Annotated in this window: 16 protein-coding genes; 12 read left to right on the forward strand and 4 right to left on the reverse strand. The window is 61.2% G+C overall.

Features of this window, described 5'->3' with window-relative positions; all coding sequences use genetic code 11:
- The first annotated feature begins 17 nt into the window (after positions 1 to 17).
- Together AC5RTB_RS07190 and AC5RTB_RS07195 are read left to right on the forward strand one after the other, a co-directional pair.
- Positions 18 to 4,859 carry an NAD-glutamate dehydrogenase gene (locus AC5RTB_RS07190; protein WP_494060369.1) on the forward strand — a complete coding sequence of 1,614 codons (4,842 nt, stop codon included), beginning with the start codon at positions 18 to 20 and terminating at the stop codon, positions 4,857 to 4,859.
- Between the two features lie 11 nt (positions 4,860 to 4,870).
- Positions 4,871 to 6,379 carry a sensor histidine kinase gene (locus tag AC5RTB_RS07195; protein WP_494060370.1) on the forward strand — a complete coding sequence of 503 codons (1,509 nt, stop codon included), beginning with the start codon at positions 4,871 to 4,873 and terminating at the stop codon, positions 6,377 to 6,379.
- A gap of 74 nt (positions 6,380 to 6,453) precedes the next feature.
- Here the strand turns inward: AC5RTB_RS07195 and AC5RTB_RS07200 are convergent, their stop codons facing one another.
- Positions 6,454 to 6,702, reverse strand: a complete 249-nt coding sequence (locus AC5RTB_RS07200; protein ID WP_019483052.1) for a WhiB family transcriptional regulator — start codon at positions 6,700 to 6,702, stop codon at positions 6,454 to 6,456.
- 238 nt (positions 6,703 to 6,940) lie between these two features.
- Between AC5RTB_RS07200 and AC5RTB_RS07205 the strand changes: the two genes are divergently transcribed.
- Positions 6,941 to 7,372 (forward strand): hypothetical protein, encoded by a 432-nt coding sequence (locus AC5RTB_RS07205; RefSeq protein ID WP_494060371.1) that lies wholly within the window; start codon positions 6,941 to 6,943, stop codon positions 7,370 to 7,372.
- Positions 7,373 to 7,379: 7 nt separating this feature from the next.
- Here the strand turns inward: AC5RTB_RS07205 and AC5RTB_RS07210 are convergent, their stop codons facing one another.
- The gene (locus AC5RTB_RS07210; RefSeq protein ID WP_494060372.1) at positions 7,380 to 11,291 is read right to left on the reverse strand and encodes a type VII secretion EssC family protein; all 3,912 of its coding nucleotides are present in this window, start codon (positions 11,289 to 11,291) and stop codon (positions 7,380 to 7,382) included.
- A gap of 229 nt (positions 11,292 to 11,520) precedes the next feature.
- Between AC5RTB_RS07210 and AC5RTB_RS07215 the strand changes: the two genes are divergently transcribed.
- The 6 genes from AC5RTB_RS07215 (at position 11,521) to AC5RTB_RS07240 (ending at position 18,704) form a co-directional block, all read left to right on the forward strand.
- Complete coding sequence (locus AC5RTB_RS07215; RefSeq protein ID WP_494060373.1) at positions 11,521 to 13,527, forward strand: acyltransferase family protein; 2,007 nt, start codon at positions 11,521 to 11,523, stop codon at positions 13,525 to 13,527.
- A 66-nt stretch (positions 13,528 to 13,593) separates the two neighbouring features.
- Positions 13,594 to 14,883 (forward strand): nucleotide sugar dehydrogenase, encoded by a 1,290-nt coding sequence (locus AC5RTB_RS07220; protein WP_494060374.1) that lies wholly within the window; start codon positions 13,594 to 13,596, stop codon positions 14,881 to 14,883.
- A 20-nt stretch (positions 14,884 to 14,903) separates the two neighbouring features.
- Entirely contained in the window at positions 14,904 to 15,500 is a 597-nt protein-coding gene (locus AC5RTB_RS07225) for an acyltransferase (protein ID WP_494060375.1), read from the forward strand.
- Entirely contained in the window at positions 15,497 to 16,588 is a 1,092-nt protein-coding gene (locus tag AC5RTB_RS07230) for a DegT/DnrJ/EryC1/StrS family aminotransferase (protein WP_494060376.1), read from the forward strand. The genes AC5RTB_RS07225 and AC5RTB_RS07230 overlap by 4 nt, the downstream gene beginning before the upstream one ends.
- The gene (locus AC5RTB_RS07235) at positions 16,588 to 17,580 is read left to right on the forward strand and encodes a Gfo/Idh/MocA family oxidoreductase (RefSeq protein ID WP_494060377.1); all 993 of its coding nucleotides are present in this window, start codon (positions 16,588 to 16,590) and stop codon (positions 17,578 to 17,580) included. The genes AC5RTB_RS07230 and AC5RTB_RS07235 overlap by 1 nt, the downstream gene beginning before the upstream one ends.
- Complete coding sequence (locus AC5RTB_RS07240) at positions 17,577 to 18,704, forward strand: glycosyltransferase family 4 protein (RefSeq protein WP_494060378.1); 1,128 nt, start codon at positions 17,577 to 17,579, stop codon at positions 18,702 to 18,704. The genes AC5RTB_RS07235 and AC5RTB_RS07240 overlap by 4 nt, the downstream gene beginning before the upstream one ends.
- 25 nt (positions 18,705 to 18,729) lie before the next feature.
- Here the strand turns inward: AC5RTB_RS07240 and wecB are convergent, their stop codons facing one another.
- Together wecB and AC5RTB_RS07250 are read right to left on the reverse strand one after the other, a co-directional pair.
- Positions 18,730 to 19,797, reverse strand: coding sequence for a non-hydrolyzing UDP-N-acetylglucosamine 2-epimerase (wecB, locus tag AC5RTB_RS07245; protein ID WP_494060379.1), 1,068 nt, complete (start codon positions 19,795 to 19,797; stop codon positions 18,730 to 18,732).
- A 23-nt stretch (positions 19,798 to 19,820) separates the two neighbouring features.
- Complete coding sequence (locus AC5RTB_RS07250; protein ID WP_494060380.1) at positions 19,821 to 20,966, reverse strand: glycosyltransferase family protein; 1,146 nt, start codon at positions 20,964 to 20,966, stop codon at positions 19,821 to 19,823.
- A gap of 112 nt (positions 20,967 to 21,078) precedes the next feature.
- Here AC5RTB_RS07250 and glf point away from each other — a divergent pair, with 112 nt between their 5' ends.
- From glf to AC5RTB_RS07265, 3 genes are read left to right on the forward strand one after another with little or no spacing between them, the layout of a single operon-like run.
- A complete protein-coding gene (glf, locus tag AC5RTB_RS07255) occupies positions 21,079 to 22,266 on the forward strand; it encodes a UDP-galactopyranose mutase (protein WP_494060381.1) in 1,188 nt (395 codons plus the stop codon).
- Positions 22,263 to 24,281: a glycosyltransferase gene (locus AC5RTB_RS07260; protein WP_494060382.1), complete on the forward strand. Its 2,019-nt coding sequence runs from the start codon at positions 22,263 to 22,265 to the stop codon at positions 24,279 to 24,281. Before glf ends, AC5RTB_RS07260 begins: the two co-directional genes overlap by 4 nt.
- Positions 24,278 to 25,180, forward strand: a complete 903-nt coding sequence (locus AC5RTB_RS07265; RefSeq protein WP_494060383.1) for an ABC transporter permease — start codon at positions 24,278 to 24,280, stop codon at positions 25,178 to 25,180. The genes AC5RTB_RS07260 and AC5RTB_RS07265 overlap by 4 nt, the downstream gene beginning before the upstream one ends.

Below are 25,180 nucleotides of genomic sequence, written 5' to 3' on the forward strand. Positions count from 1 at the left end.
CGTTACGGAGGCGGTTCATGTCGTCTGGATCCAGCATCACGGAACAGTCCAGCTCTGACACTTCATTCACCGAGTTCATCCAGCACTATTACCAGCACCTCTCGGACGACGACGCCGGCGTTTACTCACCGGACGCGCTGACCGAACGGGCGCTGGAGCACCGTGCTCTGGCCGAGACGCGGCCCACGGGCGAGGCGCGTGTTCGAGTCTTCGACCAGGACGATGCGAGCATCGTCATGGTCGTCACGGACGACATGCCATTTCTTGTGGATTCCGTTACTGCGGAACTCGTGCGGCAGCAGGCGGCCATCCGGCTGGTTGTGCACCCCACGTTCGTTGCGGTGCGGGATCGTTCGTCTGCTGAACTGAGGAGGCTCCAGCGGGTTCCCTCCTCCGCTGGTTCATCAAGCGGAGATACTGCGGCACTCCCTAACCTCGCTGAATTAGTGGCCGAGGGGGATATCAGCGCTCACATCGAGTCATGGATAGCGGTCGAAGTCGGCCGGATCGGTGATGAGGCGCGGCGTACGGAAATCATCGACGGTCTTCAGCGTGTTCTTTCCGACGTCCGTGTCGCAGTAGAGGACTGGGCTGCTATGCGCGCCAAGTTGCGTGAAGTGGCGAACACCCTGCAGGCAGTGCCGGCAAGCGCCGGTGTCGTTGGGCTGGAGCAGGCCAGGGACCTGCTGTCCTGGCTGGACCAGGGCAACTTCACCTTCCTCGGTTACAAGGAGTACGACCTTGAGACAGTGGACGGCGAGGACGTGCTCAGCATCCGCAACGACAGCGGGCTGGGCCTGCTTCGCCACCCGATCGACGGCCGGCCGATTCAGCATCTGACCCAGGCAGGACGCGCCAAAGCACGGGAAAAGCAGCCTCTGGTCATTACCAAGGCAAACTCCCGGTCGACGGTTCACCGTGCCGCCTACCTCGACTACATCGGCATCAAGCGGTTCGATCAGCAGGGGAATGTCTGCGGCGAGCAACGGTTCATTGGACTGTTCGCCACCAGCGCGTACACCGAGTCGGTACGCAATGTTCCGATCGTTCGGGAGAAGGTCAATGAGGTCCTGCGCCGCTGCGGGTTCCCGTCGGATTCGCACTCGGGCAAGGACCTGCTCTCCATCCTCGAGACGTATCCCCGTGACGAACTGTTCCAGATAGACGTCGATGATCTGGTCAACACAGCGATGGGGATCCTGAAGCTGCAGGAGAGGCGCCGTACCCGGTTGTTCCTCCGTCCCGACACCTACGGACGCTTTATGTCCGCGCTGGTCTACCTCCCGCGGGACCGCTATACGACGAGCGTGCGTTTGCGCATCGAGGACGAGCTGCGGCGCACCTTCAATGCAGAGTCGATCGACTACGAAGCGCGCATGAGCGAATCCGCGCTTGCCCGCCTTTTCTTCCGCATCCGGCTCCCGAAGGGCGCGGAAGTGGCGAAGGTGGAGGTTGCCGAGCTCGAACAGCGGCTCGTCATGGCAGCCCGGTCCTGGTCAGAGGGCATCGATGAAGTAGCCCGTACCAGGTTCAGCCGCCAGGATGCCGAACAGTTCTCACGCCTGTGGGCCGAGGCTTTCCCCGCGGCATACCGGGTGGACTATGAAGTTGAGGATGCGCTCGAAGACATCGAACGATTCTCGATTTATGACCGCACTGATAGTGCCGGTCCGATCATGCAGGTGTACGTTCCTACCGGAGCCGGCGAGCATCTGGAAGAGAACGCGCGTCTCAAGCTGTATTTGACTGAACCGAAGAGTCTCAGCCAGATATTGCCATTCCTGCACAATCTCGGTCTGGAGGTGCTCGACGAGCGGCCCTTTGAGATTGAACGCTCCGACGGCAGGGACTTCTTCCTCTACGACCTCGGCCTGCGCTATCCACACGGAATCGATCCGGAAGGTACAGGCGAACTGCTGGAGGACGCGTTCGCTGCTGCGATGGCCAACGCCAGCGAGTCGGATTCCTTCGATCGACTCGTTCTGAGGATGAACCTCCGCTGGCGGCAGGTCGCGGTTCTTCGCAGCTATGCGAAGTACATGCGGCAGATGGGCAACATGAATTCCTACGGATTCATCAGCGACACCCTGCTGGGCAATCCTGCGGTTACGCGCAAGCTCGTCGCGCTCTTTGAGGCCCGATTCGACCCGGACCTCCGTGACAGCCAGCGGGAAGAGACGACTGCCCGGGTTCGTCAGGAGCTGGATAGCGCTCTGGAGCAGGTGCCCACGTTGGACGCCGACCGGGTGCTGCGCACGTTGACCAATGTCATCGAAGCGACCCTGCGCACGAACTACTTCCAGGACAAGCACCACATCAGTTACAAACTGAATACGTCGGCGATCGAGGGCGCACCGCATCCTCGTCCGAAGTTCGAGATCTGGGTATATTCGCCGCAGATCGAAGGCGTCCATCTGCGCTTCGGAGACATTGCGCGCGGCGGTCTGCGGTGGTCGGATCGGCGTGAGGACTTCCGCACGGAGATCCTCGGTCTTGTGAAAGCACAGACGGTCAAGAACGCCGTCATCGTTCCCACGGGCGCGAAGGGTGGCTTCTATGCGAAGCAGTTGCCCGACCCCGTGCAGGACCGCGCCGCGTGGATGGCGGAGGGCCAGGCCAGTTACCGTACGTTCATCCGGGCGCTTCTGGACATCACGGATAACCTCGTGACCACAGAGAACGGCGAGCAGGTAGTCCCGCCGGAGAGAGTGGTCCGGCACGACGGCGACGACAGTTACCTAGTCGTGGCAGCGGACAAGGGAACGGCTTCCTTCTCGGATATCGCCAACGAACTGTCGGCTGAATACGGCTTCTGGCTGGGCGATGCCTTCGCCTCGGGCGGCTCGGTTGGGTACGACCACAAGGCGATGGGTATCACGGCGCGCGGCGCTTGGGAATCAGTGAAGAGCCACTTCAGTGAGTTCGGCATTGACACGCAGAACGAGGACTTTACGGTCGCGGGCGTCGGTGACATGAGCGGAGATGTGTTTGGCAACGGCATGATGCTCTCCACACATATCCGCCTCGTCGCGGCTTTCGACCATCGCCACATCTTCCTTGATCCCAACCCGGACGCAGCGACGTCGTTCGTCGAGCGAAAGCGGCTCTTCGAGCTTCCGCGGTCCAGCTGGGCGGATTACAACCCGGAGCTGATCAGCGAGGGCGGCGGCGTGTATGCGCGCCATGTGAAGTCCATCCCCCTCAGTGAGCAGGTACGGTCGGCGCTCGGTCTCGACGAGTCCGTCACCAGCATGAGTCCTCCGGAGCTTCTGCGCGCCATTCTCACTGCGCCGGTTGACCTGCTCTACAACGGCGGTATTGGGACGTATGTGAAGGCTTCGACCGAGACCCACAGCGATGTTGGCGACAAGGCAAACGACGCGATCCGGGTCAACGGGAACCAGCTGCGGGCCCGCGTCATCGGCGAGGGCGGCAATCTGGGAATGACGCAGCGCGGCCGGATCGAGGCTGCGTTGAACGGAGTGCTCCTCAACACGGATGCAATCGACAACTCAGCAGGCGTCGATTGCTCCGACCACGAGGTCAATATCAAGATTTTCGTTGACCGGATGGTGCGCATCGGCCGACTCCGCGCGGAGGAACGTACTGAGTTCCTGCACTCGATGACGGACGAGGTAGCTGACCTTGTGCTTCAGGACAACATCGACCAGAACATGCTGCTGCTCAACGACCGGCAGCGCGTCCTGGAGTGGAGCCCGAGCTTTGAAAGGCTGATGGACTGGCTCGAGTCACATGCGGACCTCAACCGGGAACTCGAAGCCCTTCCATCCACGAAGGAGCTACGCGCACGGGCCGAGCGCGGTCAGGGTCTGACGTCGCCGGAACTGTCCGTCATTGCCGCCTACGCCAAGATTGAGCTGACAAAGGCGCTCACCAAGAGCGATCTCGCCGACGACCCGTGGTTTAAGGACACACTGAGGAGTTACTTCCCACGCCAGGTCGTCGAGCGGTTTGACCAGGAACTCGACACTCATCCGCTCCGCCGCGAGATCATCTCCACAGTGGTTGCGAACGACATGATCAACCTGGGCGGTATCACCTTCGTCTTCCGGGTCATGGAGGAAACGTCGGTCGGCGAGCCGATCGTGGCGCGTGCGTTCGTCGCGCTGCGGGAAATCTACGAACTAGAGCGGACCGTGGAAGCACTCGCCGCGCTCCCACCCAGCTTCCCGACTGAGCACTGGACAACCGTCCACCTCGACGTTCGAAGGCTGCTGGACCGTGCAGTGCGCTGGTTCGTGAACCACGTTGGGCGCGGCTCGACAGTGGAGGAAGACATTGCGGCTTTCAAACCGCTCATCGATCCGCTGCGCACAAGGCTTATCAATTATGTGCGGGGCGGTGACCTCGAACGGGTGCAGGCCGGGTTCAAGCGCGCCGAGGAATGGGGCCTGCCCGATTCACTCGCGCAAAACTGGGCGGAGCAGTTCGAATCGTTCGGGTTGCTCGACGTTGCACTGATTTCGCGGCGTGTGGACGAACCGGTGGAGCGCATTGCCGAGGTCTACTTCGCCATCTACAACCGCTTCAACGTGGATAACCTGCTCGAGCGCATTACCTCGCTGCCCAGGGAAGACCGCTGGCAGGCGCTGGCACGCGCAGCCCTGCGTGACGACCTCTACGCGACGGTGTCGGAAATGACTGTGTCAGTCATGAACAGTTCGTCACATCTGGAATCGTTGGACGCGTCGAGCAGACTTCAGGAGTGGGAGAAGCTCAACGCTGAATATCTGGATCGGGCAAGGAAAATGTTCGCCGAGGTTAACCAGTTGGAACGCGATGATATGGCATCGCTGTCGGTTGCACTACGCTTGCTGCGTTCCATCGTGCGGCAGTAAGGGAGTAATTGGTGGCAATCTTCACGGATCCGATCCGGGAACACTCAGGGTTTGCCCCGGGAGATGCTGAGTGGCTGCACCTGCTGGTGGGGGATTGGCAGATGGTTGCGGACCTCGCGTTTGCGGACCTGGCACTGTGGTTCCCACTGCACGACGGCGGATACGTCGCCTTGGCGCACGTGCGCCCGTCCACCTCCCATACCGTCTTCCACAGCGACTTTGTGGGGGAGCGCATTCGAGCCGACCTTCAGCCGCTGGTTGACAAGGCCTGGGACAGTCAGCAGATTGAACGGTCGGGGGAAACCAACTGGACCACAGAGATGGCCATGCGGGTTGAAGCGGTCCCCATGGTGCGGAACGGCCGGACGCTCGCCGTCGTCACTTCGCATATGGACCTCTCCAGTTCGCGCATGCCTTCGCGGCTGGAGCTCACCTACCGCCAGTGCGCGTACGATCTGCTGCGCATGGGCACCCTGGGGCTGTGGCCCGACTTTGCCACTCCCACCGGTTCCAGGCGTGGGGCACCGCGTGTGGGAGACGGTCTAATCAGGCTCGATGTTGACGGCGTCGTGCAGTACGCCAGCCCTAACGGCGTCTCGGCGTTCCGAAGGTTGGGCGATGTCGAAACCCTCGAGGGCCGCCCGCTCGCTGAGATCGTGACGTCTCTGCTCAAAGACCGCAGGATGGTCGACGAGACGCTTCCCCTGGTGCTGACGGGAAAGATGCCCTGGCGGACCGAGATTGAGTCGCGGAGCGTGAGCCTGTCATTGCGAGCAATTCCCCTGCGCGACGAGAAGCAGCGTTTCGGTGCGCTTGTACTCTGCCGGGATGTCTCTGAACTCAGGCGAAGAGAGATGGAGTTGGTTTCCAAGGACGCCACCATCCGCGAGATTCACCACCGGGTGAAGAATAATCTGCAGACCGTCGCTGCACTGCTGAGGATGCAGTCACGGCGCATGGTGAGCGATGAAGCGAAGCAGGGACTTGAGCAGGCGATGCGTCGTGTGGCGACGATCGCCCTGGTTCATGAGACTCTTTCGCAAGGTCTGTCCCAGAGCGTGGACTTCGACGAACTGATTGCGCGCCAGTTCCGTCTGTCGGCGGAGGTCGCATCGCCAAACCAGGCGGTCAGGACTGAGCGGTCAGGCGAGTTTGGCGAACTGCCAAGCGACTTTGCCACTCCTCTTGCCCTGGTGATCAACGAGCTGGTGACCAACGCCGTCGAACACGGGCTTGCGGACCAGCCCGGCACGGTGTGGCTAAGGGCCAACCGAAGCGTGGATGACGACGGCGAAATGCTCACAGTGTCCATCATGGATGACGGTGCTGGCCTGCCCGCCGAGGGCTACAGCGAAGGACTCGGTCTGCAGATCGTGAGGACACTCGTCATGAGCGAACTCGGCGGAACAATTGAATGGACGGCGCGCGAGGGCGGCGGCACCGTGGTGACCATTGAAATGGGCATCCCCGGAGCTCGTCGCAAGACCGGGGCAACCAGGCCTACTCCGCAGGGGAGCTGACCCTCGCAACCGGTCCTGACACGCTGAAGGGAGGGCATCCGAAGATGCCCTCCCTTCAGCAACACGCGTTTAGGTCAGGATGCTCGCCTCGCGCGGGCTGCGCGACGCTTGAGGGCGCGGCGCTCGTCTTCACTCAAGCCGCCCCACACCCCGGCGTCCTGCCCGGACTCGATGGCCCACTGGAGGCAGGTGTCCACGACCTGGCAGCGGCGGCAGACGCTCTTCGCTTCTTCGATCTGAAGCAGGGCGGGCCCTGTATTGCCGACCGGGAAGAACAATTCCGGGTCCTTGTCTAGGCAGGCAGCGCGGCTACGCCAGTCCATGCTGATCACTTTCTCCTTACGACTCGTGAGAGCTTTGTGAAAACATTCACGAGGGGTGTCATAGTAAAGGGGGCCACAACGGCCCCCGCATTTTCCTTCATTAAGGCTGTCACGTTACGCACACGCAAACAAGGGGTAACGAATAGGTAATTGCCTCAGAACGTGAGGGATGCGTCACACAGTTGACATCACCAGAGCGATCGTGGATGTGAACGACTATGTCCGGTAGGGTGCCACTGTGTCAAGACCCTCGCCGCTGCCCCAGCCCAACGGAACAACCCGGCCGGGAGGCGTGACGGTCATCGCGGTGATCCTGTTGTGTGAGGCCGCGGTCCTGCTTGCGGTCGCCGGCTGGTTCGCTTTCGGGCTTATGACAAGCACTCCCACTTCACTCGGCGGCGCGGTCTTCATGCTGGTCCTTCTGCTGCTTTTCGCAGGATGGCTTCTAGCAGTAGCTCATTTCTTTTTCCGCGGCTACCGGTGGACTCGTTCAGCTGCCCTCGTCTTCCAGTTGTTCGCAATCGTTGTGGCCGTCCCAACGCTGACCGGCGGAGTGATCTGGGTGGGCCTGTTCATGTTGGTCCCCGCCGTGGTTGTGGTGCACCAACTTTTCACCCGTCCCGTTGTGGCGTACACAAGCAGGGTCGGCGACGGTACCCCGATGCTCTGACCGGTGGCTATGCGGTCTCGCCGCGTAGGTCGCTGACCGGCGCGGTGTCTCCGCGCTGGGCTACCTGAATCTCGACGGTCTGGCGTGCACCGACCAGGATGCCTCGTCCCGGCGGCGGTGTGCCGTCCACATCAAGGCGCAAGCCGAATATATCGCCGTCGGTCGCCGCCCGTGGGCCGAGAACGATTCCCAGCGGGTTAATCCGCATGGTCGCCAGAGCCGGACTGGTCGCAAGTGAAGGGGACGGCGAGGATGCAAAGACTGCCCGAGCCCCTGCGGCAAGCATCGCAGCGAGTCGCTGGTGCGTATCCCGGGGAAGCATGTCGGCATCATCGACCAGCAGCAGATCATCTGAGCCGGGACCCTCGGCAGCCGCCCGTTTCCAGAAGGCGTCCGGATCTTCGTCCCTGAGAGGTCTGCGGCATTTGAGTAGTGGCGGGGCCAGCTGCGCGATCAGGTCGAGCGTTTGAGACTTACCTGTTCCTGCGGCCCCCACGACCAGTGCAGCAGTGCCTTGTGGCAGAGGGAGGTGCACGGTGGCAGGATCGTCTCCGCCCAATCCCACGGGAACCCGAAGCGTACCCGAGCCTGACTCTGCTGGTTTCAGTTCGGTGGCGCTGACAGCTTGAGGAAGCCGGGCAACAACAAAAGGACGTTGTGCGGGTTGCATGGACGGTACGGGGCTGCCTTCCGTGACGAGTTGTGCAACGGCATCCGCGTCCGCGCTGATGCGGCCCTGGACGTAGGCGCGGCCTGCTATGGCATCCATTGCGGGTAGCTTCGGCCAGCTGAGAAGCGTTTCAGGACTGGCTCCCAGAGGCAGGTAAAGCCGGTTAGGCACCATGGGGAAAAACCTGCTCCCGACGAGCTCCCGGTCGCCCGCAATCACAAGCGTGATCCCCGCGGCTTCGCCGTCGCGCACGATATCCTGCAAAGCATCCTCCGCCCAGGCGAAGCGGCCGCTCCTGAACGCCGTCGCCCATCTGCCCCAGCCGGAGATAAACACAGTGAGGAGCTGAGTTCTTCCTCGAAACCCTGCAGGATTGTTGAGGCGCTCTGCCACGAGCTCACTGATGCGTTCGAGCACACGAGCGGCCCGCTTGACCTCGGACGCGGTCACATGTGCGCCGACCTGGGGAGCGTCCATGACCGCACGCAACCTTGAGTCGCCGTCAAGAAGGTAGAGGTGCCGGTCGGGCACCGTCCGGAGATGCTCTGTCGCCACGTGTGTAAGGGCGGACTCAAGCCCGCTTCCGGATTGACCCACGAGGGCGAGATGAGAATGGCCTGCGGGGTCCCACTCCAGGGGACGCTGGTCCTGTTTCTCCGGGATGTCGAGCAGGCCCAGCTGTGGGGTGTCGGCCGGAGCCTCCGTCACCGGAGCCAGCGTGGCGGGCAGGGACGGACACACCGGTGCCCGCAACACGGGGAACGGAAGTGCCTGTGCGGCGCTGTTGGCAGAATCAACAAGCGTCTGAATGTTGTTCGTGGTGTCTGATGCGCCTTCTCCCGTTGCTGATCCTCCGGAGGAGTCCGAATGTGGACCCCGAGTCAGTAGGGAAGCAAAGGAGGTGATGGAGGCCGAGACCGGTCCCGAGCCGTGTCTTGCCGTCGTAGCCGTCTGGAATTCGATGGCTGGGCCGGATCCGATGCGCAGATATCCGCGACCAGGGAGGTTGACTGGAATCGAGGAAGCGGCGGTTGATTCGAGGACGTCCTGGGACTCCATTGCGGACTGCATTCTGAGGGCGACGCTTGCAGTGATGTTCGCGCGGATCTCGGACGTGATCGCACCCTGCGGACGTTGGGTTGCGAGGACAAGATGCATGCCGAGCGAGCGGCCCAGGGTCGCGATCCGCATCAGCTCGTGCACGGAGCCGGGGATCTCCTCGCTCAACATCCGGAACTCGTCAATGACGGTGACGAGGCGAGGCAGTTGGACCGCTGTGCGCTGACGGTATTCCAGGTAGTCCGCAGCTCCAACGTCCGCAAACATCGCTTCGCGCCGTTTGACCTCGGCACTGAGGGAGATCAGGGCGCGTGAGACCGCGGCAGCAGACAAGTCGGTGAGCATGCCAGCGACATGAGGAAGACGTGATAGGGCACCGAGCCCCGAGCCGCCTTTGAAATCGACGAAGAGGAAATTGAGGTCTGCGGGGGAGCAGTTCAGGGCGAGGCCCAGGACCAGCGTCCGCAGAAACTCCGACTTGCCGGACCCGGTTGTTCCGGCGATGAGCACGTGAGGCCCCGCCGCCACGAGATCAAGGACCAGGGGTCCTGCAGCAGATGAGCCGATGACAGTCCCGAGACGCGCTCCGTTCGAGGGCGCACGCCACCTCTCACCAATGCTTACGACGTCACAGGCTAGGAGGTCCGGCAATGCAACAGCCTCCGGTACTGACGTATCTGACACCCCGTCCCCAGCGGGCTCTGCTCGGGCTCCGATTGACCGGGCCAACACATTGAACGTCTCAGTGCCCAGGTGATCAGGGCGGAAGGAAATGACGCCGTCAGGAGTTCGGAGCACAGGATCCGACCCGAAGTAATCGGCCGTCCATTTTTCATCCTCATGCCCTGTGGACGAGGAAAAACGATAGATGCGTAGACGAGGAGTCTCGGGAATGGGACCTGTGCCGAACAGCACGATCGAGGAGTACCGACCGCTTGCGAGAAGTTCGACTAGACGTGCCCGGTGTGCGACGAGGGTCATCCGCGGCAGGAACCGTGCTGCCGCCGGCAGCTCTGAGGCACGACCGTAACACAGGATCTCGCCGGATTCGAGAAGGGCGGAGAGTTGAAGCAGCAGCAGGTGGGCGACACGCATGAGAACTTCCTCCGGGCCGCGGACGTGCAGGTTGACAGGCTCTTCACTTCGCGCCTCAGTCAGCGGGACGAGTACTGGCGCTTCCGCGATTACCGGTGGCTGCCACTCCGGCGGTGCGGGTTGGGGCCGGACGTTGGCGGGCTGGTCGGCAGTGCCGAGCCGCAGGTATCTCCCACCGGTGAACAGTGGGCAAGGCCCAACGGCTGCGGGCGAGCCTGGCCGAAGCGTGGCCAGCGTAAGCCTGCCCGGATCTGATGCTGCGCGCCGTCGTCGTTCGTTGTCCGCGTTCACTGCAGCTGTGACCGCTGCCGTGAAAGCGCGACGTTTTCTTCGCCCGTTGATAAGTGGCACCAGCCCTGTGACAGCGGATAGTGCGCTGAAAGCGAGGAAGAACCACATGCCGGTCGTTACGGCCAACACGACACCGAGCACAAGCGGCAGGAATGCCGTAAATAAGAACAAGCGATTGACTTCCTCCGGTGGAGGTGCACTGATGCTGCATGGTTCGCTGAGGTCGACGGCGAGGGGCGGCTGGGCTGGTGTATCGGGAAGGACGAGGGCGCATCGGCTGGTCCCGATGCGGATGTCGGAGTCCGTGGTCACCGGGGTCAACTCAACCCGGTGCCCGTTCACCCAGACGCCGTTGGCTGAGTTCCGGTCGTGAAGGACCAGGGAATCATTGGTCACCGTGAGGACGGCATGCACCCGGGAGAGCTCGGGATCATGAATGGTGATGTCCGCGGCGCTTCGGCCGATCGTGTAGGTTCCGCGGGTAAGAGGAACCGCCTTGCCGGCGTCGGGGCCGGACCGCACGAGGAAAAATAAGCTCCCCGGACGGGACAGGCTCGTAGTCATGTGTGCAGTCGCCGCAGCGATTATTACGGCACCGGAGGTCAGGGGTGGCACGCCGGGTTCGAGCTCGCGAAGCGGTTTCCCCTTGACGAAGTGGTGCTGGGCGCCGGTTCGCTTTTCCAACTGGTCGTGGAGCTGTGTACCGGTAACCAGGTGCGCCCTCACAATGACTACCTCCTCGGTAGTTTCACCTCCGGGGAGCCGCACTCCGGGACCTGCGGCGAGGGTGACGTGCAGATCCATGGTTCGAGCCTAGGGGTGCCGAGACCAAGCGCGATCGCGTCGTCGTTTTCCTGTGGATAACGCCGTGTCGTCGAGGTGTCGTGCGCGAAGGCGCGGCATTATGCACGGTAATGTAAGCCGTCGGGTCTCGGGAGAGAGGCCTTTTCGACCGACAGATTCCTGGAGACGCTTCGTGGCTGTCCTTGCATTAACCGGCCCGGATCAGGCATCGTCCCGCAGCTCAAGGACCGTGTCGTACAGACCGGAGATTCAGGGGCTCCGCGCGCTCGCCGTCCTGATGGTCGTGGTCTACCATATCTGGTTCGATCGTGTGTCCGGCGGCGTCGACGTTTTCCTGCTTATCTCGTCGTTTCTGCTCACCCTCACTTTCATCCGGAAAGCCGAGGAAGGCGGGGATTTCAACCTCGGGCGCTATTGGCTGCACCTATTCAAAAGGCTTCTACCCGCGGTCGTCGTAGTACTGCTGGGTACGCTTGCCGCCACCTTCCTGTTCGTTCCGCAGTCCCGATGGTCTGAGGTCTTCGATCAAACATGGGCGTCACTGTTCTATGTGCAGAACTGGCTTCTGGCCGAGAGGTCAGTGGATTACTACGCAGCGGATGACAGTCTGGCAAGTCCTCTCCAGCACTTCTGGTCCCTCTCGGTCCAGGGACAGATTTTCATTCTTTGGCCATTGCTTTTCTCCGTGTGTGCGGTGCTCGCGAAGGTAGCGCAGCTGCGATTTCGCTTCGTGGTGGTTGCCATCTTCGGGTCCGTGTTCTGCGCCTCACTTGCCTACTCAGTAGCACAGACCTACAGCAATCAGTCCTACGCCTACTTCGACACCCGGACCAGGCTCTGGGAATTCGCCCTGGGCACGCTTCTTGCCGTGGCGCTGCCCTATGTATCACTTCCGAGGGTGGTACGCGTCATCGCCGGCTGGGTTGCCCTGCTGGCGATGATGAGCGGCGGCTTCCTGCTCGACGTGGAGAGGGAATTCCCCGGGTATATCGCTCTGTGGCCACTGCTCGCGGCTGGCACCATAATGGTCGCCGGCAACACGGGCAGCCGGTTCGGGGCGGACACTTTCCTGAGCTGGAAACCGCTCGTGCGCCTAGGAGATTTCTCCTACGCTCTCTATCTGTGGCACTGGCCGATTCTGGTCGTCTATCTCATTTTCAGGAATCGTCCCGAAGCGGGCCCCCTGTCCGGAGCGGCAATCATCATCCTGTCACTCGTACTCGCGTACCTGACTACCCGCTTCATCGAGAACCCGATACGGCGAACCGCGCACGCGACTCGTAGATTCGCAGCCGGCGCAGTAGCCATCTCATGTATCACCGTCGCGTTGCCACTCTCGGGATGGCAGATTGCACTGAAAGTTGAAGAGGAGCGGCTGAGCGCCCAGACTGTAGCCGACAATCCTGGTGCCAGGGTCCTGACAGGGACTGCCCCTCCGAGTTCTCGCTATGAGGCGCCCATCGTGCCCTCCGCCGCCGATATCAACGGTGAGTGGGCCTCCCTCACTGCCCGTTGCAGCAACCCGACACTTGCTCCCACCGAAGACGTGCTCGACGGGCATTGCAGCGACAACGGCATCGATCCTTCGGCAAGCGATCGGACACTCGTTGTTGTGGGTGACTCGCACGCCGAGCAGTGGCTTGGAGTCATGCGTCCTCTGGCGGCGGAGAACAATTGGACGTTGATTGCGCTTCTCCATGGCGGCTGCGACTTCGGCGTACCTTACGAGGGTCAGGACGGCGGTTGCCGCGCGTTCAATGAGGCAGCTCTGTCCTATATAACGGACCTTGGACCGGACGCGATATTCACTGTTGCGACCAATGCCCACGCGGATTCGGCGCGCGACACAGTGGTTCCGGGTTTCCCCCAAGCCTCCCTTCAACTACAGGATCAGGGGATTGAGGTGATCGGCATCCGCGACAATCCGCGGTACTCCACCAACATGATGACGTGCCTGGAGCAGTCGGGAGGAAACATCGAAGGATGCGGTCGGGAACGAAGTGCGACGCTCGTTGATGAACCGCCCTTTCCGGAGATTCGTGACGTCGCTCCCGGGACTGTCCTCCTCGACGGAACAGACCTGATTTGCTCCGAGCGTTCCTGTGACCCGGTTGTGGGAAACATGCACGTCTATATTGATGACAACCACCTCACCGAGACCTACGTCGAATCGATGTACGACATGTTCCGGAACATGTTCCGGGAAGAGACCGGATGGGCGGATATCCGCGAGTGATCCGATAGTCTTGGTCACTGAATCGCTGGGTCGAACACAAGCCATACAGAAAAGGTCTACTTCGTCGTGAAAATTGCTGTTATTGCCCTTGGAAAGATCGGCCTGCCCCTCGCGGTCCAGTTCGCCTCGAAGGGTCATGAAGTGGTGGGCGTCGACGTCAACGCACAGGTTGTCGATTCCATCAACAACGCGGTGGAGCCGTTCCCCGGCGAAGCGCACCTGCAGGAGAAGCTGTCCGAACTGGTACCTTCGGGCAAACTTCGGGCCACAACCGACTACGCACAGGCTGTGCCCAACGCAGATGCCGTGGTGTTGGTTGTGCCGCTGTTCGTCGACGCTGACGCCAAACCGGACTTTGGATGGATGGACGGAGCGACGGCGGAGCTTGCCAAGCACCTCACCCCGGGGACACTGGTGTCCTACGAGACGACACTTCCCGTTGGTACTACCCGTAACCGGTGGAAGCCGATGCTGGAGGAAGGCTCCGGCCTGGAGGAAGGCAAGGACTTCCATCTGGTCTTCTCCCCGGAGCGCGTGCTGACCGGGCGGGTCTTCGAAGATCTCCGCAAGTACCCCAAGCTGGTTGGCGGTCTGTCCGACGACGGCGCGAAGCTCGCGATTGAGTTCTACGAGGCCGTTCTCGACTTCGATGACCGTCCCGATCTGGGCCGTGGCAATGGTGTGTGGGACCTCGGATCAGCGGAAGCATCCGAACTGGCCAAACTTGCTGAGACGACCTACCGCGATGTCAACATCGGCCTTGCCAACCAGTTCGCACGTTTTGCTGCGACTGCGGGAATCGATATCTACCAGGTCATCGAGGCGTCCAACTCTCAGCCCTACAGCCACATTCACCAGCCCGGTATCGCCGTCGGCGGTCACTGCATCCCCGTTTACCCGCGCCTCTACCTGTGGAATGATCCGTCTGCGACGGTCGTTCGAGCAGCCCGCGAAGCCAACGCTGGGATGCCCGAGTACACAGTCGGACTGCTGGAAGGCGCCCATGGGGATCTCGACGGGGCCACCGTCGTCGTGCTCGGCGCTGCCTACCGGGGCGAGGTCAAGGAAACGGCATTCTCCGGCGTCTTTGCCACCGTTGACGCACTGAAGCAGCGCGGCGCGAAGGTACTGGTGCACGACCCGCTGTACACCGATGAAGAACTCGCGTCTCTGGGCTTCGATGCCTACACTCTCGGCGATCCGGCGGATGCCGCGGTGGTCCAGGCGAATCACGCTAAGTATGCAGATCTGACGCCGTCGGACCTCCCCGGCGTGAAGACGTTCATCGACGGCCGTCGGGTGAGCACGCCGGATAAGTGGGCCGGAGTCACCTACCGGGTCATCGGCAAGGCCTGATTCAACGGAAGGGTAGTCGAATGACATACATCGCGGATAGCGCTGACGTCTCCGATCAGGCAGAACTGGGAGAGGGCACCAAAGTTTGGCATCTCGCGCAGGTGCGCGAGAACGCCAAACTGGGATCCAACTGCATCGTCGGGCGCGGGGCGTACATCGGAACGGGTGTCTCGATGGGGGAGAATACCAAGGTTCAGAACTATGCCCTGGTCTACGAACCGGCATCTCTGGGCAAGGGAGTCTTCATCGGCCCCGCTGTTGTCCTGACGAATGACACCTACCCTCGGTCCGTCTCACCGGACGGCGCACTGAAAAGCGCGCACGACTGGACGCCCGTCGGCGTGACCATCGAGGATGGGGCGTCCATCGGCGCACGGGCTGTTTGCGTCGCGCCGGTCACCATTGGCGCGTGGGCTACGGTCGCAGCCGGCGCCGTCGTGACGAAGGATGTTCCCGCTTATGGGCTTGTGGCGGGAGTGCCTGCCCGCCGTCTTGGGTGGGTTGGGAAATCCGGGCATCCGCTCAAGGAGCAGAACGGGTTGTGGGTGTGTCCTGAAACCGGTGAGAAGTATAGCGAAGCAGACGGAACGTTGGCACCAGTAGAGGAACAGAAATGAGCACAGGATTCATTCCGGCAGCGAAGCCCATCGTAGGCGATGAGGAGCGTGCCGCTGTCGACGCGGTGCTCGTCTCCGGCATGCTTGCTCAGGGCGCGGAGGTAGCCGAATTCGAGAAGGAGTTCTCGGACGTTCTTCTCGACGGTCGGGCCTCTGTGGCCGTGAACTCGGGTACGTCGGGATTGCACCTGGGCCTGTTGGCTGCCGGGATCAAGCCCGGTGATGAAGTGATTGTCCCGTCGTTCACGTTCGCTGCGACAGCGAATTCTGTGGCTCTGGCCGGCGCGACGCCGGTCTTCGCCGACATTGAGCTTGACCATTACTGCCTGGACGTCAGCCATGTCGAGTCGCTGATCTCCGACAAGACCAAGGCGATCATGCCGGTTCACCTGTACGGTCATCCGGCCAATATGGCTGCGTTCCGCGAGTTGGCGGACGCCCGCGGCATCAAATTGTTCGAGGACGCGGCCCAGGCGCATGGTGCCGGGCTGAATGGACAGAAGGTCGGCACGTTCGGTGACTTCGCCATGTTTTCGCTGTACCCGACGAAGAACATGACCTCGGGTGAGGGCGGCATGGTGTCAACCGGAGACGCAACGGTTGAGCGGAATCTTCGCCTCCTGCGGAACCAGGGCATGGAGCGCCAGTACGAGAACGAACTGGTGGGCTTCAACGCGCGAATGACTAACCTTCATGCGGCTATCGGACGCGTCCAGTTGACGAAGGTGCTCGGCTGGACGGCGCAGCGCCAGTCGAATGCCCAGTTCCTGACCGACAACCTTGAAGGCGTGGGGACTCCGGGGGTAGCGGAGGGAGCTGAACACGTGTACCACCAGTACACCATCCGTATCTCGGGAGACCGGGATGGTTTCGCGGCTGCCCTGAAGGATGAATACAACATCGGCAGCGGTGTGTACTATCCGATCCCGAATCACCGGTTGCCGTCCTTCGACCGTACCGAGGACCTTCCCAATACTGAGATCGCCGCGCGTGAAGTGCTTTCCCTTCCTGTGCACCCGTCTCTCGATGACGAGGACCTGGACAGGATCGTGACAGCCGTGAACAAGCTGGCAGGAGCTGGCGCGTAATGGGGGACCTTCGGGTAGGGCTGATCGGTCTGGGAATGATGGGGCGCCATCACGCCCGCGTGGTGCGCGAACTCGATGGCGTTCAGCTGGTTGCGGTTGCCGATGCCTACGGTGACCCGCACGGTGTCGCCGGGGACTTGCCGTTGTGCGGATCCGTGGATGAGTTGATTTCGCAGGGGATTGACATGGCCATCTGCGCTGTCCCCACCGGTCTTCACGAGGAAGTCGGTCTCGCTCTCGCCGCTGCCGGAGTTCACACGATGGTGGAGAAGCCGATCGCCTCGACGATCGAAGGCGGAGTCAAGCTGGCGGAAGCTTTCGAGGCCGCGGGCCTCGTCGGGGCGGTGGGGCATATCGAACGGTTCAACCCCGCGCTGCAGTCGCTGCGTTCCCGTATCGAGAACGGCGACCTGGGTGATGTGTACCAGTTGGCTACGCGTCGTCAGGGACCGTTCCCTTCGCGTATCGCTGATGTGGGCGTGGTGAAGGATCTTGGTACCCACGATATCGATCTCACAGCCTGGCTGGCGCAGTCGCCCTATAAGTCTGTCTCGGCGCGTACGAGCACCCGGTCGGGGCGTCCTCATGAGGATATGGTGACGGCGTCCTGCCAGTTGGCGAACGGCGTGATCACTTCCCACCTCGTTAATTGGCTTTCTCCCATGAAGGAGCGGTTGACAGTAGTGACGGGGGAGAAGGGCGCTTTCGTGGCCGACACCCTCACGGCTGATCTGACGTTCTATGAGAACGGCACTGTCAACACTGAGTGGGAAGCTGTATCTAACTTCCGCGGTGTCAGCGAAGGCAATATCACTAGGTTGGCGCTCACCAAGCGTGAGCCGCTGAAGGCTGAGCACGAAGCGTTCCGCGATGCGGTTTGTGGTGAGCGCAACGACGTCGTGACCATGCGGGAAGGCCTGAACACGCTGCGGGTTGCTGAAGCGATGATCGAGTCTGCCCAGGTCGGGCAGATGGTGGACGTCACCGCGTGAATTCGCGGGTAATACTTGCGACCAGGCTCTTCCCACCGGAAGTAGGTGCGGCCGCTTTCCGGCTGAAGGCGCTAGTGGGCGCCCTGCAGCGTGGGCAAACGTCGGTGAAGGTACTGACTACCGTTCCACCTACGCAGCACTTGCCGGAGCAAGGGATTTCCCGATGGCCGGTCCTGCGTGATCGTGGAGGAAATGTTCGGGGGTACGTTCAGTATCTGAGCTTCGACCTCCCTCTCTTCTTCCGCCTTCTTCTTAGCCGGGCGGATGTGGTCGTATCGGAGCCTCCGCCCACCACAGGGCTCGTTGTCGCGGCGTCTTCCTGGCTGCGACGACGCCCCTACGTTTATTACGCTGCCGATATCTGGACGGATGCAGTGATCGCAATGGGTGCCGCTGCACCAGTCATTTCGATCATGCGGTGGGTTGAAGGTGTGGCCCTCCGGAATGCTGCGCAGGTTCTGGCGATATCTGACGGCGTCGCGCAGCAACTATCTCAATTCGGAGTTTCACCCGATCGGGTGAGCGTCGTAGGCAATGGCATAGATACGGACACGTTTGACGCGAACGGGCCGCAGGAACAGCCCGGACACCCGTACTTCGTCTACACCGGCACGATGTCCGAATGGCAGGGCGCCGAGATCTTCATCGAGGCACTCAAAGAACTCGAAGAGGCCAACGTCCGGCTTTACTTCTTTGGGCAAGGAGCCTCGGAGACAAAGCTTCGCGGGTTGGCCGAGAAGGTGGTTCCCGGTCGCGTTACCTTCGGGGGCGTGAAGTCACCGGAAGAAACTGCTTCCTGGATTCGCGGAGCTGCCGGCGCGCTGGTAAGCATCGTTCCTGGAAAAGGCTACGACTTTGCCAAGCCGACAAAGATCTATGCGGCAGCAGCATGTGGCACGCCGGTCATTTATGCGGGCGTCGGGGACAGCGCGGCCATGGTGAGCGAGAATCATCTCGGCGAAAGCGTTCCCTATGATCCGCTACACGTCGCCGGCGCTATGCGCCGGCTCCTTCATGACAAAGCTGATGACCGAGAGCGGCGCATCACCTGGGTGAACGAGAATGCCTCGCTGCGCAGCGCAGGCGAGCGCGCGGCCGCAGCCGTCCTGTCCGCCCGGCTCTAAGGGCGGGCAGCCGCTTACGGAAATTTCAGCGACGCCTTCCGGCGTCAAGAAGGGCGGCAACAACCTGGTGTGCTGCCTCGCCCGATCCGTAGGGCGCGGCGTCAGTGGCTGCGGGCGCCGGGCGGGTGACCGCAGCCCCCAGTTGGCTCAGGTCAGTTGATACGAGCGTGTTCCAGCCCAGTTCGACCGTCTCCACCCACTCGGTCTCCGGTCTAACAGTCGTGCAGGGAACCCTCAGAAGGAACGCTTCTTTCTGCAACCCACCTGAATCCGTCACAACGCCCGCGGAGCCCTGAACAGCGTTGATGAGTTGTGGGTAAGCAAGGGGGTCGATCGATTTGAGGGACCCCTGGTTCAGGGGGATCCCGTGTTCCCGTGCCAACGAGCGCAGACGCGGATGAGCCAGCAGGAGAACCGGCTTGTCCAGCGCCGAAAGCTGCGCCACGATAGCGGACAGGCGTTCCGAATCGTCGGTATTGTCCGGACGATGAATGGTGCTCACGTAGTAGCCGCCCGCCGAGAATCCCTCCGGGAGTGGCTCCTGTTTCGCTCTGACGGCATCTCTGGTCAGATACAGCACGTCTGTCATGACGTCACCGACCAGGACGCTGCGCTCAGCGAGACCTTCGGTTGCCAGATGCTTCATGGCCACTTCGGTCGGAGCAAGAAGGAGATCCGCCGCGTGATCAGTCAGTACGCGGTTGTGTTCCTCCGGCATCCGTCGATTGAATGACCGTAGACCGGCTTCTAGATGTGCTACCGGTATATGCATCTTCACGGCAGCAACGGCCGCAGCGAGCGTTGAATTCGTGTCTCCATAGACGAGCACCCAGTCCGGCCGAGCCTGCTCGAGCACCTCTTCGATCCCGGCGAGCATTGCACCCGTCTGTCGCCCATGGGGCCCGGATCCGACGGCAAGATTGAAGTCCGGGGCCGGGATGCCAAGATCCTGAAAGAAGACGTCGGACATCAGCTCGTCGTAATGCTGTCCGGTATGGGCAATGAGGTGCTCGGCCTTGCCCTGCAGTGCAGAGGCGATGGGAGCCAGCTTCACGAACTGAGGGCGCGCGCCTACAACGCTGAGAATTCGCATGGTTTCCACTCTAGTTCCTGCCCTCAGGATCCTGGAGTCAGCAGTGCCTTGAGCAGGGACCGTTCTACCTCTTCGTCAGTTTCCGAACTGAGGACCCGCGCGCTGCGGTGTGCGTTTTCCTTGTACTTCGCAATGTCCTCCCGGCTCATCGAAGCGATCGCCTCAGCCAGCGCTTCGGAAGAAAAGTCTGCCGCGATCGCGCCAAGTTCGAACTGCTCAATGAGCCGCGACGTTTCCGGAGACGGACTGAAGACGATTGCAAGCCGGGCCTGGACGAAATCGAAGAACTTGTTGGGCAGCATGAGAGCGTGATTGCGAGTTTGCGGGGGAAGACTGAAGATCCCGACGTCATAATCGTTGAGAACCTGTGGCAAATCGTCCGGCGGTACCGGCGGCAGCAGCCGGACATTGCCGAACTCGTGCGCCAGCTTCTCCAGATGATCTTTGTATTTTCCACCGTCCCGGGCCGGCACGAGGTAGAGATCGAGCGTGTAGCTCGGTCCAAGCAATCCAGCCGCTTGCATCATCCCTTCCAGGTTGCGCCCGGGTACCGCGGCACCGCTATGGACGAGCCGGATTGTCTGCGCTCGCATTGGGGACGGTTCCAGGTCGACTAGCCGGCGGGCATTTCGGACGGTCACTGTTTCTATCCCGAACTCAGCCTGATATAGAGCCGCAATTGAGTCGTTCACCACAGATACTGCCGCCACCTGAGGAAGGTGACGGGCACATATCCAGGTCATGAACGGTTTGATGAGGAGCTTCCACGAAAGGACATGCACACGCTCTTCGGGGGCCCACTCATGCATGTCACCCCAGACTGGTGTCTGGGTGCCCGCGATCCGGCGTGCCAGCGGCAAGGCGCGAGCTTCGTTCGCAACGACGAGGTCCCAGTCTCCTTTCACAAGATCGAGTGCACGGCTGACCGCAGGAGCGAGGAATTCCACGCGGTCGTATCGCCGCGCGGCAAGAAGCGCTACTCCGAGCACGGTCTGGGGTAGTGATGGCAGCGACGCTTCGATCTCGAGGTGATTTGAGGCACCCTCCGGTATGGTCCCGTAACCGACGGTCGTGACGTCACCGAACTCGGCGAGAACCGCGACCTGGCGCAGTACCCGCGCGTCTGCACGGATGTCTGAAAAAGAAATGCAAAGAATCCTGGGGCGCATGGGACCACTGTAGTTCGGCTCGGGTCCCGTCAGCATGCCGATGATCGGTCGGGTAACCTAGACCGGGCAGGAATACACGTCGTGCTGCCGCCCATCCAACACAGGAGACTTTGTGAACGCTGACCTCATTGTCGTAGGTTCCGGATTTTTTGGCCTGACAATTGCAGAGCGGGCCGCCGAAGAGCTTGGACTCAAGGTCGCGGTGCTGGATCGCCGACACCATATCGGTGGCAATGCCTACAGCGAGAACGAGCAGCAAACCGGCATCGAAGTCCACCGTTATGGCGCGCACCTTTTCCACACGTCGAACGAACGAGTGTGGGAGTACGTCAACCGTTTCACCGCTTTCACGAGCTACCAGCACAAGGTATACACGAGCCATAAGGGCGAGGTGTACCCAATGCCCATCAACCTGGGAACAATCAACCAGTTCTTTCGCGCTTCCATGGGCCCAAGCGAGGCGCGTGCGCTCATCCAGGAGCAGGCCGGGGAGCTTGCTGGCACGGACCCCCAGAATCTCAATGACAAGGGCATCCAGCTGATCGGGCGTCCCCTTTACGAGGCCTTCATCAAGTACTACACCGGTAAGCAGTGGCAGACCGACCCGAAGGACCTCCCGGCGGAGATTATTTCGCGGCTGCCGGTCCGTTATACCTACGACAACCGGTACTTCAACGACAAGTACGAGGGTTTGCCGGTTAATGGATACACCGCGTGGATCGAACGCATGGCGGCGCACCCGAACATTACTGTGGAACTGAACACCGACTTTTTCGACGACGGACATCCCTACTCGCGGAACGCAACCCTGGGCCAGGTCCCGGTGGTGTACACGGGCGCGGTCGATCGTTACTTCGACTACGTCGAGGGAGACCTGTCCTGGCGCACGATTGACCTCGAAGAAGAGGTACTGCCGATCGAAGACTTTCAGGGCTGCCCGGTCATGAATTACCCCGATGCGGATGCCCCATACACCCGCATCCACGAGTTCCGTCATTTTCACCCGGAGCGCGAATACACGAAGGATGCAACCGTCATCATGCGGGAGTTCTCCCGGTTCGCTGAGAAGGGCGATGAGCCGTATTACCCGGTGAACACCGAGGCCGACCGTGCCAAGCTGCTTGCATATCGTGATCTCGCTCGGGGCGAACAAATGGTCCTGTTCGGCGGTCGGCTAGGAACCTATAAGTACCTCGATATGCACATGGCCATCGGGTCAGCGCTGTCGATGTTCGACAACAAAATCAAGCCTCATTTCAATGGTGGCGTAAAGCTCGAGAGTGGAGGGATCGACGCATGAGTACCTCTGTCGTCGTGAATGACCAGATGAGCCGATCCGGCCAGGACCCTGTTTGGCGGACGGTGCACAGGGTGGTGTTTCCCAAGGGCGGCGACATCGACACTATGCCTCTCTACGTCGACTTCAATGGCGCCAAGCGCGTGCGGCGTGATCAGAACAGTTCGCCGAATAATCAATCCGCCCCGGTGTCGTTGCCCGCTGCCGATCTACACCCCGATTATGTCCTCGATCGTCGGCAACTGGCACTGCCGCCCCATGAACGGGTGTCGCTGGGCACTTACTTCAACGCTTTCCCCGCCAGCTACTGGCGCGCCCATACCGCCATACGGACGGTACGGCTGAACGTCCTGCTCGATGGTGAAGCCACCATTGTTGTATACCGCTCTACCGCTCGCGGGATCGTCAACAGGGTCAGCAGTCACCGGGTGAGCGCGGCGGAGGGCCACTCGTTGACTGTCGAGCTTCCACTCACCAATTTCGGTGACGGCGGCTGGTACTGGTTCGACCTGTCTTCACATGATGAGCGAGTCACTCTGCAGGATGCTCACTGGAGCGTGCCGGAACCGGACCAATTTGCCGCCGGGAAGCTGACCATCGCGATAACCACCTTTAACCGGCCGGACTACTGCGTTCGAAACCTCGCGACAATCGCATCTTCGGATGAACTGGTGGAGATTCTTCATCGTGTCATCGTGACGGATCAGGGAACTCAGAAAGTGGCCGCCGAGGAAGGTTTCTCGGATGCTGAAGCCAGGTTGGAGGGACGCCTCGCCGTCGTTAACCAACCAAATCTGGGTGGTTCAGGCGGCTTCGCCCGGGGCATGCTGGAGACTGTGAATGATTCCGAGAGCAGCTATGTGATGCTGCTTGACGACGATGTTGAGATGGAGACAGAGGGCATCCTCAGGGCAGCGCAGTTCGCTGACTTCACGAGGGAACCGACCATCGTTGGTGGACACATGTTCAACCTGTTCGAGCGCTCCGTGATGCACCACTTCGGAGAGTCGGTCGATCGATACCGCTTCCGGTACGGGTCCTCCCCGAATACGGAGGAGGCTCACGACTTCGCCGCGAGCAATCTACGCGATACGCCCTGGATGCATCGCCGCATCGACGTTGATTACAACGGCTGGTGGATGTGCCTCATCCCCACTCAGATCATCAACGACATCGGGCTGGCACTTCCCGTCTTCATCAAATGGGATGACGTCGAGTACGGGATTCGGGCACAGTCAAAGGGGTATCGGACAGTGACGTTGCCGGGCGCGGCCGTCTGGCACATGCCCTGGACCGAGAAAGACGACACAATCGACTGGCAGGCTTACTATCACCAGCGCAACCGTTGGCTCGCGACCCTGCTCTACTCGCCTTATAAGCGTGGAGGCCGGATGCCGCGGGACAGCTTCGCTGTGGATGTTCGCCATCTTCTCTCGATGCAGTACTCCTCGGTCGAGTTGCGGCTCCGGGCGCTTGAAGATCTGTTGAAGGGCCCCGACCATTTGCACGAGTCGCTTGGCTCGAAGCTTGCGGAGGTCAGGGCGATCAGGGCAGAGCACGATGACGCGCGCATCGCAGCTGATCCTTCTTCCTTCCCCGCGGTAAAGCCCAGCAAGCCGCCCCGGAAGGGCAAAGGACCGACCCCGGCCCGCAGCGTCCCTGGCGCTCTCGTCAAGCTCGCGACCGGCGTCCTACATCAGGTCAAGCCGGTTCCAACCGAAGCCAAGCAGCATCCCGAAGCGCACATCGCTGCCATGGACGCGCGTTGGTGGCGGCTCTCGCAGCTGGACTCCGCTCTTGTGACGTCCTCAGACGGTGCCGGCGTTTCCTGGCACAAGCGCGACGTCGACAAGGCCCGTGAGCTCGCGCTCCGCAGCGCAACACTCCACCGACGTCTATATGCGCAATGGGATGAGCTTGCCGAGCGCTACAGGTCTGCTATGCCGCAATTCACGTCGTCTACGGCGTGGGCCGAGACGTTCCACGCCGCAGGTGCAACCGGAAACAAGGCGGAATGACAGCAGTTTCAGGGGAGTCCGGGCGGCCCGCGGACGCGGAACTGAAGATACCCGGTCGCGGCGCCGGTTTACGGGATGTCGCGCGCCATCGTTTCCTGCTCAAGCTCCTGGTCGACAAGGAGATCAAGGTACGGTATCGGGGCTCCATACTCGGCCTGATCTGGTCCTACGTGAAGCCCGGTGTGCAATTCATCGTGTTCTATATAGCACTCGGGGTCTTCCTTGGCCTGGAACAGAGCGACCGAAACCCGGATGGATTGCCAAACTACGCTATCTACCTTTTCGCTGGAATAGTCCTGATCAACTTCTTCTCAGAAGCACTGGGAAATGCTTCCCGCTCCATCGTGGGAAATAGCGGACTGATCAAGAAGATATATCTTCCCCGTGAGCTTTTTCCCGTTTCCGCAATATGGGTGTCGGCCGTTCATTTCCTGCCGCAGATTGTCATCCTGACCGCGGCATGTCTCATCACTGGATGGTCCCCATCCGTCTTGCAGCTCGGTGCGGCGGTGGTGGGCTTCCTCATCGCGGCCCTGCTTGCGACGGGACTCGGCCTTATCTTCGGCGCAATCAACGTCTACTATCGTGACGCCGAGAACCTCGTAGACATGTTGCTGATGGTCGCCACCTGGGCGTCGCCCGTGCTCTACTCATGGGAAATGGTTCGTCGGCAATTGGGTGACACTGCTCTGTCGATTTATATGTTGAACCCTTTGACCGTCAGCGTAGAAACTTTCCACTACGCCTTCTGGATGCCGACTTCGGATCAAGAGTTCGACCTCCCTCCGGGCTTCTTTACGGTATGGTTTCCCGTCGCCCTGGTCATTTCTTCCGTGACAGTTATTTTCGGCCAGTACCTTTTCCGCCGCCTTGAGGGCCGCTTCGCACAGGAGTTGTAA

The organism is Arthrobacter sp. M71 S08 (assembly GCF_059089725.1).

Bases quoted from the DNA above. Each gene is read 5' to 3' on its own strand.
- wecB (WP_494060379.1), bottom strand. From the start codon at position 19,797: ATGCGAATTCTCAGCGTTGTAGGCGCGCGCCCTCAGTTCGTGAAGCTG.
- AC5RTB_RS07210 (WP_494060372.1), bottom strand. From the start codon at position 11,291: ATGGATCTGCACGTCACCCTCGCCGCAGGTCCCGGAGTGCGGCTCCCC.
- AC5RTB_RS07190 (WP_494060369.1), top strand. From the start codon at position 18: ATGTCGTCTGGATCCAGCATCACGGAACAGTCCAGCTCTGACACTTCA.
- AC5RTB_RS07230 (WP_494060376.1), top strand. From the start codon at position 15,497: ATGAGCACAGGATTCATTCCGGCAGCGAAGCCCATCGTAGGCGATGAG.
- AC5RTB_RS07250 (WP_494060380.1), bottom strand. From the start codon at position 20,966: ATGCGCCCCAGGATTCTTTGCATTTCTTTTTCAGACATCCGTGCAGAC.
- AC5RTB_RS07235 (WP_494060377.1), top strand. From the start codon at position 16,588: ATGGGGGACCTTCGGGTAGGGCTGATCGGTCTGGGAATGATGGGGCGC.
- AC5RTB_RS07265 (WP_494060383.1), top strand. From the start codon at position 24,278: ATGACAGCAGTTTCAGGGGAGTCCGGGCGGCCCGCGGACGCGGAACTG.
- AC5RTB_RS07260 (WP_494060382.1), top strand. From the start codon at position 22,263: ATGAGTACCTCTGTCGTCGTGAATGACCAGATGAGCCGATCCGGCCAG.
- AC5RTB_RS07200 (WP_019483052.1), bottom strand. From the start codon at position 6,702: ATGGACTGGCGTAGCCGCGCTGCCTGCCTAGACAAGGACCCGGAATTG.
- AC5RTB_RS07225 (WP_494060375.1), top strand. From the start codon at position 14,904: ATGACATACATCGCGGATAGCGCTGACGTCTCCGATCAGGCAGAACTG.